Source organism: Glycomyces artemisiae (assembly GCF_003002955.1).
GTDB classification, from domain to species: Bacteria; Actinomycetota; Actinomycetes; order Mycobacteriales; family Micromonosporaceae; genus Glycomyces; species Glycomyces artemisiae.
Genome location: NZ_PVTJ01000003.1, coordinates 62,198 through 74,486 on the forward strand (window position 1 = coordinate 62,198; position 12,289 = coordinate 74,486).

Annotated in this window: 12 protein-coding genes; 4 read left to right on the top strand and 8 right to left on the bottom strand. The window is 70.2% G+C overall.

The features are described 5' to 3' along the window. Positions 1 to 3: 3 nt before the first annotated feature. The gene (locus B0I28_RS09095) at positions 4 to 450 is read right to left on the bottom strand and encodes a TetR-like C-terminal domain-containing protein (RefSeq protein WP_245888927.1); all 447 of its coding nucleotides are present in this window, start codon (positions 448 to 450) and stop codon (positions 4 to 6) included. Positions 451 to 490: 40 nt separating this feature from the next. Between B0I28_RS09095 and B0I28_RS09100 the strand changes: the two genes are divergently transcribed. Further along, positions 491 to 1,591 carry an alpha/beta hydrolase gene (locus B0I28_RS09100; RefSeq protein WP_245888928.1) on the top strand — a complete coding sequence of 367 codons (1,101 nt, stop codon included), beginning with the start codon at positions 491 to 493 and terminating at the stop codon, positions 1,589 to 1,591. A 648-nt stretch (positions 1,592 to 2,239) separates the two neighbouring features. Here the strand turns inward: B0I28_RS09100 and B0I28_RS09105 are convergent. Continuing rightward, the gene (locus B0I28_RS09105) at positions 2,240 to 3,241 is read right to left on the bottom strand and encodes a hypothetical protein (RefSeq protein ID WP_146148027.1); all 1,002 of its coding nucleotides are present in this window, start codon (positions 3,239 to 3,241) and stop codon (positions 2,240 to 2,242) included. 94 nt (positions 3,242 to 3,335) lie between these two features. Further along, positions 3,336 to 6,065 (bottom strand): beta-L-arabinofuranosidase domain-containing protein, encoded by a 2,730-nt coding sequence (locus B0I28_RS09110; RefSeq protein ID WP_106363513.1) that lies wholly within the window; start codon positions 6,063 to 6,065, stop codon positions 3,336 to 3,338. 192 nt (positions 6,066 to 6,257) lie between these two features. On the opposite strand from B0I28_RS09110, the gene B0I28_RS09115 reads away from it, so the two are divergent. After that, complete coding sequence (locus B0I28_RS09115; RefSeq protein ID WP_106363514.1) at positions 6,258 to 6,575, top strand: DUF2218 domain-containing protein; 318 nt, start codon at positions 6,258 to 6,260, stop codon at positions 6,573 to 6,575. A 67-nt stretch (positions 6,576 to 6,642) separates the two neighbouring features. After that, the gene (locus B0I28_RS09120; protein ID WP_106363515.1) at positions 6,643 to 7,482 is read left to right on the top strand and encodes a deoxyribonuclease IV; all 840 of its coding nucleotides are present in this window, start codon (positions 6,643 to 6,645) and stop codon (positions 7,480 to 7,482) included. Here the strand turns inward: B0I28_RS09120 and B0I28_RS09125 are convergent. From B0I28_RS09125 to B0I28_RS09140, 4 genes are read right to left on the bottom strand one after another with little or no spacing between them, the layout of a single operon-like run. Further along, positions 7,479 to 8,264 carry a hypothetical protein gene (locus B0I28_RS09125; protein WP_106363516.1) on the bottom strand — a complete coding sequence of 262 codons (786 nt, stop codon included), beginning with the start codon at positions 8,262 to 8,264 and terminating at the stop codon, positions 7,479 to 7,481. The two genes, B0I28_RS09120 and B0I28_RS09125, sit on opposite strands and share 4 nt — an antisense overlap. Positions 8,265 to 8,319: 55 nt before the next feature. Continuing rightward, positions 8,320 to 9,438, bottom strand: a complete 1,119-nt coding sequence (locus B0I28_RS09130; RefSeq protein WP_106363517.1) for an NADH:flavin oxidoreductase — start codon at positions 9,436 to 9,438, stop codon at positions 8,320 to 8,322. A 19-nt stretch (positions 9,439 to 9,457) separates the two neighbouring features. Beyond that, entirely contained in the window at positions 9,458 to 10,030 is a 573-nt protein-coding gene (locus B0I28_RS09135; RefSeq protein ID WP_106363518.1) for a dihydrofolate reductase family protein, read from the bottom strand. Positions 10,031 to 10,038: 8 nt separating this feature from the next. Next, entirely contained in the window at positions 10,039 to 10,566 is a 528-nt protein-coding gene (locus B0I28_RS09140) for a cysteine dioxygenase family protein (RefSeq protein WP_219926659.1), read from the bottom strand. 74 nt (positions 10,567 to 10,640) lie between these two features. Here B0I28_RS09140 and B0I28_RS09145 point away from each other — a divergent pair, with 74 nt between their 5' ends. Beyond that, the gene (locus B0I28_RS09145) at positions 10,641 to 11,510 is read left to right on the top strand and encodes a LysR family transcriptional regulator (protein ID WP_106363519.1); all 870 of its coding nucleotides are present in this window, start codon (positions 10,641 to 10,643) and stop codon (positions 11,508 to 11,510) included. Here the strand turns inward: B0I28_RS09145 and B0I28_RS09150 are convergent. After that, complete coding sequence (locus tag B0I28_RS09150) at positions 11,500 to 12,261, bottom strand: sulfite exporter TauE/SafE family protein (protein ID WP_219926660.1); 762 nt, start codon at positions 12,259 to 12,261, stop codon at positions 11,500 to 11,502. The two genes, B0I28_RS09145 and B0I28_RS09150, sit on opposite strands and share 11 nt — an antisense overlap. Positions 12,262 to 12,289: the final 28 nt, after the last annotated feature.

Below are 12,289 nucleotides of genomic sequence, written 5' to 3' on the forward strand. Positions count from 1 at the left end.
GGTTCAGGCTTCGAACGCTCTGAGCGCCATAGGGATCAGAATCTCGACATCCTCGTCGTCCATAGGACGGCCGATCATGCCCAGGCGGTGGAGCAAGGTGCCGGTGATGACGTCGATGAACATCAGGATCCGCTGTTCGGATTCGCCGAGGTAGTCCTTCAGCATCTCAAGATAGGGCGCTTGGAAACGGGTGCTCAGCAGTTCCCGCAGAGCCGGGTCGTTGACCGCGTCGCTGAAGACCCCGGCGAAGGCGGCGCCGACACCCGGCTCTCCGATTTTCCCGGCGAGCCAGCGCACCGCCCCCGCGAGCGCGGCCGTGCGGTCCTCCCCCAGCTCGGGCATCGGGCTGAAGACGTCGAGTAGACAGTCAATGATCAACGCCCCTTTTGAAGGCCAGCGCCGGTAGAGCGTGGTCTTCGCGGTCCCGGCCGCCGCCGCGATGCGGTCCATGGTCGCTCCCGCGTAGCCGAGTTCGTCGACCGTGCGGAGCGTGGCCGCGAAGACGACGGCGTTCAGGTCGGCGCGCGGCCGTCCGGCCGACGACGAAGTAGATGCTGGCACCCGGACAGGCTATCCTGAAATTACGCTACTTCGAGTAGCGTATTCGAGATCGGAGGAAGCCATGTCCCTGAAACCCCACCTCGGCGTCCGGATTCTGATGAAGGACAAGGTCGACTGGGAGGCGGTCGGCCCTGAAGAGGTCGTCGCGATGCGCGCGAAGGCCGAGAAGCTCACGGCCTCGCCGCTGCTGCGGCTGGTGACCGGGCGGCCCGATCCGGGCGCGCGCATCGAGGAGCGGTTCCTCGACCTGCCCGGGCGGCGGCTGCGCCTGCGCGTGTTCCGGCCGGTGCATGCGGAGGGGCCGCTGCCGCTGGTGCTGTCGTTCCACGGCGGCGGGTTCATCGGCGGTGCCCCTGAGCAGAACGACTTCGTGAACAGCGGCATGTCGGCCGCGCTGGGCGCGGTCGTGGTCGGCGTGGACTACCGGCTCGCCCCTGAGCACCCGATCCCGGCTCCGGTCGAAGACGGCATCGAGACCCTCGACGCGCTCGCATCGGACCCGTTCGGCTGGGGTGTGGCCCCCGAGTCGATCGCGGTGTTCGGCGAGTCGGCGGGCGGGACCATCGCCGAGATGATGGCGCTGCGTTCCCGCGAGGAGGGTCCGAAGATCCGGGCCCAGGTGCTCGCCAATCCCGCCACTGACTGGTCCGTGTCCTTCACTGACTACCCTTCTGTCGAGCGCAATGCGCATCAGCCGGGGCTGTCGGTCCCGAAGTTCCGCCGGTCGGCGGACCTCGCCTTCCCTCCCCACGTCGACCGGGGCGCGTACTCCCCTGTCACGTTCGCGAGCCTTGCGAGCGCGCCGCCGGCACTGGTGGTCGTCGGCGGCCTCGACATGGCCCTCGACCATGGACAGCGGTACGTGGACCGGTTGCGCGAGGATGGCGTGGATGCGCGGATCGCGGTGTACCCCAGGGCGACTCACGGGTTCATCAGTACCCCGGGCCTCGTCCCTGCGGCGAAGCCGGCGCGGGCCGAGGTGGTCTCGTTCCTCGCCGAGCGACTGCGGGAGCGCGCGCACAGTAGATAGCGGTGGCGGTCCGGACAGTGGCCGGTATGCGTGCGATCGCAGCGGTGCATCGTGGGCGGTGGCGTCGGTGCCGGGTCCTCTGTTGCCCGGCCGGGTGGCGCTGCTGCCCGCGTTCACGCTCTGGTTCGCGCTGGTGGCCTTGGTGTGGTCGGTCGCGGTGGCGGTCCGGTCGTGTGCCTCGTAAGGAGCACTGCCTCCGGTCGGGGTGATCCCTCCCGGGGGTCTGCCGCCCGATCACCATGTCCCCTGCGGGATGGTTGACTGCTGCGGGTCGCGATAGCACTGCGAGGATGAGATCCGCCTGGTCCGACATCTCGCAACGGGGGCGCTGCCTCGGAAGAAGTCCGGTTTGCCAGTAGGCCAGAGGCTTGGCTTAGTCTGCTTGCACCTACTCGACACCTGTACGATTTCCCTGTCCTTGTGCGTACCACAAGTATCCCCCGCCCCTCCAACCACTGTCATCACCCACAGGTGGGCAATACCCTCACATTCCGCACCCGGACCCGCCGCACCCCCAACCGCCCCATGGCAACCGACCCGACCCCACTCGCCAACGCACCCCATCGTCGCCGCCCGATCTAACCCCCACCACCACCGGCCAGGAACGAGCATCAGAGCCCTATATCCTATTTCCTATAGGATATAGGGTCACTCGCCGCGGGCGCGAATCTCCGCATAGACCCTGGTATTGCGGTAGGCCGTGAAGGTAGCCTCCTGCGGACTCGCCGTGCGGGCGATGAGATCGCAGGCCTCCTGGAAGCGCTCGACGGCCTCACCAGTCCGGCCCTGGAGGAAGGCCGCGGTGCCGAGTTCGAACACCGTGCGATGCCGGAGTTTGACGAGGTGCTTGTCCGGGTCGTCGGCATCATCCGTAAACGAGGTGAGCGCGCCGCGCAGCACGTCCTCTGCGGCCTTGGCCTTGCCGTTGGCGAGTTGGCACGCAGCCGTGGTGACGGCGAGGAACAGGGTCTCCCAGTCGCCGGTGCCGGGGATGACCTCGGCAGGCCGGCCGGGCTGCCGCTGGGCCTCCTCCAGGAGCGGGAGCGCGAGCTCGACCTCTCCGGCCTCCATGAGCGCGGCGCCCGCGAGCTGGGCGAAGAGCAGCTGCTCGTCATCGGTGAGGCCCAAGGCGTTCCGGTCCCGCACCAGGGAACCGACCGTCTCTTGAAAATCCGCATGCCGGCCCGCGGCGCGCTGGCGTTCGGCGAGGTCCTGCATGGCGAAGGCGTACGGGAGGCCGCCGGTCTCGCGCAGCTCGTCGGTCTGAGCGCGGATGCGCTCGATCTTGCGGAGCGCGCGGGCGCCCCCGATGGGGCGCTCCTCGGCCTGGATGGTCTTGAGCCTGCGGACCTCCGGGGAGTCGGGGCCGTGGACCACGCTCGCTTCGCGGATGACGTAGCCGAGGTGGTCGCGCAGGCGCCTGGCGCCCGTTCCGGCCCGGAAGAGGGCTTCGGCGTACCGGGAGCGGATGTCGGTCAGGAGCGGGTCGAGGCGGGAGAGGTGGGACTCGGCGGCGTTGAGGGCGCGGCCCGCGGCGCGGGCGCGGGTGCGGGGCGAGACCGTGTGGCCGTGCTCGTCGTCGTCGCTCGCGAACGCCTTGAGCTGAGCGGTCTTCTGCTCGTAGCGTTCCTGGTCCGTCTTGCCGTACACCACTGCTGGGCCTCCCCGATCGTCCGGGCTCCGAGGCGGACGCGCGGCGGCGGGGCCGGTCCAGCGGAGACCGGTCCCGCCGACGCCTTCGATGCTAGATGAACCTCCACAGGTGATCGGCGGTGCCGTTGTCGTCCCAGAGGACGATCTGCGCGCCGGAGGCGGTCGAGGCGTTCGTGACGCCGAGGACCCGGCCGCCGTTCGCGCACTGGATGCGGAAGGCGTTGCCGCTGCCCCAGCGCAGGCGCCAGCGGTGGTCGGCGGTGCCGTTGTCGTCCCACTGCAGGACGCGGGAGCCGTTGGCGGTGGCGGCGTTCTCGACGCCGAGGACCTTGCCGCTGTTGGAGTTGCGGAGCTTGAAGTAGCCGCCGGTGTCGAGGACCGCGGTCCACAAGTGGTCGGCGGTGCCGCTGTCGGCCCACTGGATCGCGAGGCCCCCGTTGGCGGTGGACATGTTCTGGATGCCGATGACCAGGCCGCTGTTGACGTTCTGGATGCGGCGGGCCCCGGCCGGGACGAAGCGCCAGCGGTTGTCGGCGGTGCCGTCGTCGGGCGCCTGGACTGCCTGGGCTCCGGCGGCGGTGGAGGCGCCGGAGATCCCGAGGAGCTTGGAGCTGTTCGAGTTGCGGAGCTTGTGGGTGCCGTCGCCTTGGTCGACGGGGGTCCAGAGGTGGTCGGCGGTGCCGTTGTCGGCCCATTGGAGGGCCGCGGCGTTGTCGGCGGTCGACATGTCCTGGATGCCGAGGACCCTGCCGCTGTTGCGGTTGCGGATCTTCAGGGCCGAGCCGGAGACGACCAGCTCCCAGAAGTGGTCGGCGGTGCTGGTGTCGTTCCACTGCACGGCGAGGCCGCCGTCGGCGGTGGACATGTCGCGCACGCCGAGGACGAGGTTCGAGTTCGCGTTGTAGAGCTTGTAGGCGGGGGCGTCGGTGCTGCCGCCGCCGGTGTTCCAGTAGACGGTGTAGTTGTGGCCGTGGGCGTCGTAGAACGGGCCGAGGTTCACGTTGGCGCCGTTGGCGGTCGCGGTGAACGCGAGCGAGGAGGTGCTCGTGCGCTGGATCGACTCGGGTTCGAGGACGGGGAGGGCGCTCAGGGTCGTGGACCCGTAGTTGCCGGAGAGGACGGTGGGGCCGTAGATCGCGGCAGCGACTTCAGCGTTGTCATTCGAGGGCTCGACGACGAGCCGCATGGGGAGCTTGAGGGTCACCGTGTCGCCGGAGGCCCAGGTGCGGGTGAGGGTGGCGTACGTGCCGGGGGTGGTGTCGATGCTCTGGACGGCGCCGTTGACGGCGACGGTGGCCCCCTGCGTCCAGGCGGGGATGCGCAGGCGCATCGTCCAGGAGCCGCTGGTGGAGCCGGTGACGGTGAGGGTGGTCGTGTCGGAGACGGGGTAGGTCGTGGACTGGGCGACGGTGATGCCGCGCTCGGACCAGGTGAGAGTGGAGGGGGTGAAGAGGTTGACCCACAAGGTGGTTCCAGCGTACCAGTACACCGAGTCCATGAGCTTGGTGAAGGTCTCGATGCCGGTGCCCTGGCAGCACCAGAACGAGTTGTAGTCGGTCGACCAGGTGCCGCCGCCCCACGCCGGGCCGACGCCGCGGCGCCCGCCCGCTTTCAGGGGCGTGAAGTAGGTGATGTGGCCGTGGGCGCTGCCCGGGTCCTGCCAGCCGATGAGGTGGTTGAGGAGGGCGCGCTCGTAGAAGTCGAAGTAGGAGGCGTCCTCGGGGTCGAGCTGCCAGAGTTCGCGGGTCAGCTTGAGCATGTTGTAGGAGTTGCAGCCCTCGCAGGTGTCGGTGTCCAGGTAGGACGCGATGGCGTTCGCCGGGCGGAAGTGCTCGGCCTCGGAGTTCCCGCCGATGGCGTACGTGTGGGCGCTGGTGACGATCGACCAGAAGTTGTCCGCGATGTTCCGGTACCGCGTGGTGCCGGTGGCCTTGTACTCGCGGGCGGCGCCGATCGCCTTGGGCACCTGGGTGTTCGCGTGCAGGCCGTTGAGCGCGTCGGTGCCGTTCGCGAGCGGGTCGAAGACCGACGCGTGGTCGAAGCGCTGGGCCGCGGTGAGCCAGCGCGCGGTGCCCGTCTGCTGGTAGAGGTCGGCGAGGACGGCGTTCATGCCGCCGAACTCGGTGCGCAGCACGTTCTGCATCTGGGTGGTGGTGAGGCGGGCAGTGCGGGTGTCGACCCATCCGGCGAAGGCGAGGAGCACGTCCCGGGCCTGGGTGTTCTCGATCAGGCGCCACACGTCGAGGAGCCCGGCGAGGGTTTTGTGGATCACGTAGTAGGGCACGTTGCCGTTGGAGAGGGTGCCGTTTTCGAGGGCGGTGAAGTCGGATTCGGGGAAGCCGCAGAGGTATCCGGCGGCGAACCCCTTGGCGGCGTTGTTGGCCTGGCACTTGGCGAGTTCTGCGACCATCGTGTTGGCCTTGTCGCGGCTGGTGGTGTCGCCGAGGACGGCCCAGGCCTGGGCCCAGGCGGTGAGGAAGTGGCCCTGCATGTGGGTGCGGAAGGGGAAGTCGGGAGCGTCCCAGCCGCCGTTGGCGGCGGCGCCGCCGGTGGAGAGGCCGTGGTTGGCGCGGAAGTTGTAGAGGAGGCGGTTGACGTCGACGTCGCGGAGGTATGAGAGGGTGCGGTTCTGATTGTCGAGCCAGCGCCCGGCGTTGAGTCTGACGCGGCCGAGCGCGAAGGGCTGCGTGAGGTTCCCGATGTCGGTGCGCACGGGGGCGACGGCGGCGTGGGCGGTGCCGGGAGCGGCCACGGCGGTCGCGACGGCGGCCGCTCCGGCCGCTTGGAAGAGGCGGCGTCGACTCAGAGGTGAGGACGGCATAGAGTGCTCCTATCTGGAGTATGTGCACGGTCACATTGATACCAATATATTTATCGATAACAACTGTGTCAACCTGGTCCCCGCCGGATTTGTTGTCGTCATTGACAAATAGGCCTCCCGGTGATTAGCCTGCGGGAGTACCCGAACGGCGACGGGACGGGGCAACGGAACGCAGTTCTCGGAGGGGAACGCATGATCGAGACGACCACCATCCGCAACGACCAGGGCGGCCTGCTGGTCTCCACCGCCGAGGTCGCGACCCAGCGATCGGCCAGCTACGCCGACCTCCTCGCGGAGCACTTGGGCCGCAAGGTCCCCGTCGAGCCGCTGCCCGGCGGCTACCGGCTCCACTTCGGCATCGGCGAGGGCCTGCTCAACTTCGGCCCCGAGTCCCTCTCACTGCTCGTGACCGCCGACGACGGCGCGTCGCTCTCCAACCTCCGCGACGCCCTCGCCGTCAACCTCGAACGCCTCGGCCACCGCGACAACCTGCGCGTCGTCTGGCGCTGACCGGGGAACCCCCGCCGCCCGCGCCCCCGATGCGGAACAATGTGGGGCGACGAAGGGGGACAGAGCGGTGGCAGCCAAGAAGCGGCCGATCGGCGCGCACGTGCCGGTCGGCGGGGGCCTGGTCAAGAAGGGCCTGGCCGAGGCCGACGCGATCGGCGCGGAGGTCATCCAGATCTTCATCGGCTCCCCGCGGGGCTGGGCGCTCCCGCGGGTCGAGGCGTCGCTGGCCGAGCGCTTCCGCAACGAGTGCGCGGAGCGGAAGCTCCCGGTGTACGTCCACGCCTCATATCTGCTGAATCTGGCGTCGCCGGACAAGGACGCGCTTCAGAAGTCCGTCGAGCACCTGCGGGCGGCGCTGGTCGAGTCCGCGAAGCTGGGCGCGGTGGGCGTGGTGGTCCACGCGGGCTCCTCGAAAGACGGCGACCGCGACGCGGCCCTCCGCCGGATCGGCCCCGCGTACCGGGCGGTCCTCGACAACGCCCCCGACTCGGTGCGGCTCCTCGTGGAGCCGACCGCGGGGGCCTCGAACGCGATGGCCCACACCTTCGAGACCACCGCCGAATACCTTGACGCCGTTGGCATCAGGGAGGTCGGCCTGTGCCTCGACACGTGCCACCTGCACGCCGCCGGTGAACCGCTCGCCGACGCCAAGGCCCTCGCCGCGTCCCTCAAGACCCTCACCGACGACATCGGCCCCGGCCGCATCGGCCTCGTCCACTACAACGACAGCCGCGACCCGCAAGGCTCCCGCCGCGACCGCCACGCCACCCTCGGCGAGGGCCTCTTGGGAGACAGGGGACTCCGTGCGGCCGCCCGCACTCCCCTGCTCAAGGACATCCCGCTCGTCACCGAGACGGACACCCGCGAGCACGACGTGGCCTACGCGAAGAAGCTCGCCAGAGGCTAGGAGCGCTTCCGCCCGATCTCGACGCCCGTGCCGACGCCCGCCGCGGCACGCCGTTTCCTGTCGACCCGCTGAAGCGCCATCCCGGCGACGACCAGGCCGACTTCAACCGCGATCGACACCACCGCGAGCACGGTGTTCTCCGACGTCAGGCCGATGGCGATCAGGACGGCGACGACCACGATGATCGGCATGAGGGCCAGGGCCGCGCGGTTGCGGCGGAAGTGCTCCTCCGAGGTGTCCATCATGTTCTCGTCGATCGCCTGGCGCGGGCGAAGGAGGATCTGGAGCGGCCACAGCACCACGACGTAGACGGCGACCGCCAGCAGCAGCCCGGCGACGTACCCGAGCAGGCCGAACATGATCGACGGAGCGGGCGGGCCGTCGGCGGCGAACCAGTAGTGCCACTTGTCCTGCGCCTGCGCGGCCGCGACCGCGCCCGAGGCCCGCATGACGATCTCGGTGGCGCCCATGACGATCACGGCCCCGAGCGCCCCGAACAGCGGGAACACGAACCAGCGCGGCTTGACCGTCGCCATCGACAGGTCCCGGTCGCGGCGCCACGCGAGTTCGATCGTAGGGAACGCGCCCGCGAGCGCGGGCCCGATGAACATGAGCCAGCTGACGGGGTTCTCCCCCTCGGTGTCGCCGACCGCGGCCGCCAGGCCCCACGCGCTCGCGAGCACCCCGACGACCGTCACGATCCGCGCCGGGATGCTGTAGTTCGCCGCGAGCCAGCCGCGGCTCTGCTTCGCTTCAGGCCTGTTTTGTCCGGAGGAGGTCATTTCGCGATGCTACCAATGCCGTTCCAGCCCTTCCGAGCTGGCGTTTCGCTAGGCGTCAAACGAGGGAGCCGAGGAGTTCGGCGGTGAACGGGTTGGTGGGCTCGCCCCTGGTGATGCGGCGCGGCCAGTCGGGGTCGGCGATGAGGCTGCGGCCCACGGCGATCAGGTCGAACTCGTCGTGCTCCATGCGGTCGAGGAGCCGGTCGATGCCGGTGGTGCCGGGCGTGAACGCCATGCCCTCCGGGCCTATGAACTCCTTGTCGAGGCCCACCGAGCCGACGGAGATCACAGGTTTGCCGGTGAGCTTCTTCGTCCAGCCCGCGAGGTTGAGGTCGCTGCCGTCGAACTCGGGGAGCCAGTAGCGGCGGGTGGAGGCGTGGAACGCGTCGACTCCGGCGTCGGCGAGCGGCGAGAGGAGCTGTTCGAGTTCGCGCGGGCCGGCGGCGAGCTTGGCGTCGTAGGCGCCGCCCTTCCATTGGGAGAAGCGGAAGTTCACCGGGAAGTCCGGGGAGACGGCCGCGCGGACGGCCGCGACGGTCTCGGCGGCGAAGCGGGCGCGCGAGGACAGGTCGCCGCCGTAGGCGTCGGTGCGCCGGTTCGTGTGCGCCCACAGGAACTCGTCGATGAGATACCCGTGGGCCCCATGGATTTCGACGCCGTCGAACCCGAGGCGCTCAGCGGCGGCAGCGCTCTCGGCGTAGGCCGCGATCACCGCGTCGATGTCGGCCCGGGTCATCGCGCGGCCCTTCGGCTCGCCGTCGGCGCCGAGGCCGGAGGGGCTGAGGACGTCGGCGTCGGGCACCGGCCCGGTGCCGGGGTCGCGGTCGGCGCCGACGTGCCACAGCTGCGGGAAGATCCGGCCGCCCGCCGCGTGGACGGCCTCGGCGACCCGCCGCCAGCCCGCGAGCGGCGCCTCGCCGTGGAACCGCGGCACGCTGTCGCTGGCCCAGGTCGAGGCGTGCCCGACGTAGGTCCCTTCGGTGACGATGAGCCCGACCCCGCCCGCGGCCCGCCGGGCGTAGTAGGCGGCGACGTTCTCGCCGGGCACGCCGCCGGGCGACTGCCCCCTGGTCATTGGCGCCATGACGACGCGGTTGCGCAGGTCGAGCCCGTTGATCGTGTACGGCCGCGTGAGCAGCCGGGTCGCCCGTTGGGCGGTGGCGTTGTCGCTCATGGGAAGTCTCCTGCCTCGTTCACTGCTTGACCGCGTAGTCCAGCACGACCACGCCGTTGTCGAACCCGGCCGCCCCGACCAGCTCCAGGTCGTGCCGGTCCTCGAACAGGCGGACGCCCTTGCCTCGGCAGGCCGGGCAGACCATCAGCCGGAACCGGTCGACCACGCCCTCGTCCATGAGCGAGCGCATGAGCGTCAGGCTCCCCCACAGCCACAGGTGCTTGCCGTCATGCTGCTTGAGCTCGCGGATCGTGGCGGCCGCGTCGCGGGTGACGGTCGCGGCCGGGAAGCCGCCCCACGGGGCTTCCTCCAGTGTGGAGGAGGCGACGTACTTGGTGAGGGCGTTGAGCTTGCGCCCGTACTCGCCCTGGTCCTCGGCGTACGGCCAGTAGCCCTTGGACATGTTGTACGTGTTGGCCCCGAGGATCAGGGTGTCGACCGAGTCGATCAGCCCCATCACGCTGTCCTTGAACGGGCTCTGGACCTCGTCGTCGAAGGGCTCTCCGGAGACGAAGCTCAGCCCGCCGTCCTCCTCGGCGACGATGTTGTCGACGGTGGTCCACTGCTGGACGATGAGTTCGCGAGTCGCCATGCGATTCCTCAGTTCTCCGCGTTCGCGGGCTCGTAGTAGCGGCGGGCGCTGCTGCCGACCCGGCTGAGGTCGGTGCCGTAGACGTGCAGCGAGATCGCGGTCTCGGTGCCGGTGTTGACGATCCGGTGGATGTCGCCGGGCGGGGCGAAGCCGGTGACCTCGCCGGGGCGGTTGTCGTTGACGCCGATCGGGTTGAGGTCGGCGTCGAAGAGCTCCTCGTGCTCGACGCCCTGGAGGACGACGACGACGCACCAGGTGATGTGGTCGTGGATGCGGGTGGCCTGGCCGGGCCGCCAGACGACGGCGGTGACGGAGAAGCTCCCGTCGGGCTCGGCGTGGAGGAGGTGGCCGGTCGGCTTGTCCGGGTCGCCGAGGCGCTGCTCGGGAGTGAGGACGGCGATGTCGGGGAGGCGGCCGCGGAGTTCGTCGGCGACGAGGCGGGCCGCGTCGGTCCAGTCGGCGGCGCTGCGGAGCGCGTACCGGATGCCGGTGGTGACGTCGGCCAGGCCGGGCGTGGTGATCATCGTGGTGGTCATGGCTCCAGCCTCCCCCGGATCGTTCCATCAGTCCAATGCCGGATTCCGTGGAAACCGATCGATAGGATTGATGAATGCTCGATATCGTGCGGCTCCGGGTCCTCGCGGCGGTGGCCGCCCACGGCTCGGTCACCAAGGCCGCCAAGCGCCTCCACTATGCACAGCCTTCGGTGAGCCACCACCTCTCCCGGCTGGAGGCCGAGACCGGCGCGAGGCTCGTCCAGCGCGTCGGCCGCGGCATCCGGCTCACTCCCGAGGGCGAGATGCTGGCCCGGCGGGCGAGCGAGATCATCGGCCGCGTCGACGCCGCCGAGGCCGAGCTCGAAGCGATGGTCGGCCTGCGGACCGGGCGGGTGCGGCTCGCCGGGTTCCAGTCGGTGCTGAGCACCATCGTCCCCGAGGCCGTGGCCGCGATGCGCCGCGAACACGCCGGGATCGAGGTCAATCTGGTCGAGGCCCATCCGGAGATCTCGCTGGGGCTGCTGCGCGACGGCGAGGTCGACGCCGCGATCGTCTTCCGGTACGACGACGACCTCCCCGCTGACGTGCGCGGCGTGCACCTCTTCGACGACCCGATGTACCTGACCAGCGTCGAACCCGACCAGACGCTGCTCGGCAACCGCGACTCCGCCTGGATCGGCGGCTGCCCGCGGTGCCGCAAGGAGCTCCTGGACGCCTGCGCGGCGGTCGGCTTCACGCCCGACATCGCGTACACCAGCGACGACATCGTCGTCCAGCACGCCCTCATCGCCGCGGGACTGGGCGTGACCGCGAACCCGGGCCTGGCGCTGCGCACCCACCACCGCGAGGGCGTGCAGGCGACCGAGATCCCCGGCTTCCGCAGGCGCATCCACCTTCTCACCTACGGCGAGCCGCCGGACCCGCCCGCGACCGCGGCGTTCGCCGCCGCACTCAAAGCCGCGGCGGGCCGCCTCACACGATGAGGAGCGCCGCGCCGACCGCGGTCATCGCGAGCGTCGCGATCTCGAACTGGCGCTGCTCGACCCGCTTGACGACCGCCCGGCCCGCCAGCGCGCCGACGGCCACGGCCGGGAGGAGGCAGGCGGCGAGGAGCGCGGTGCCCCAGTCGATGATGCCCAGGCCCACGCTGAACGGGACCTTGAAGAGGTTGACCGCCAGGAAGAACCAGGCCATCGTCCCCAGGAACTGGAGCTTCGAGAACCCGGCGAGGAACAGGTAGAGGACCATGACCGGCCCGGCGGCGTTCGCGAGCATCGTGGCCGCGCCCGCGGCCGTCCCTGTTGCGGCCGACGCGCCGTGGCGCAGGAGCGGCGGGAGTTCGGGGACGTCGTCCTTGCCGCGGCGGGCGTACTTCATGGCGAGCTGGAGGCCGAGGAGCGCGAGGAGGATGACGCCGATGAGCGGGCGCACGACCGCGTCGTTCACGGCGTCGAGGACCAGCGCGCCCGCGACGACCCCGATGACGGTCCACGGGGCGAGCCGGGCGAGGATGCGCCACTCGACGTGGCGGGAGTAGTAGCGGATCGCGAAGAGGTCGCCGAGGATGAGGCACAGGAGCATCGCGCCGGTCGACTCCTTGGCGGGCATGACGGCCGCGAAGAGCACGATCGCGATCGAGGAGGTGCCGCTGATCCCCGCCTTCGCGAAGCCGATGAAGAGCGCGCCGACCGCGAGCGCGGTCCAGGCGAGGGCGTCGTGCGGTAGGGCGGTCACGGTTCCCGATCCTCGCATGTGCGATCAT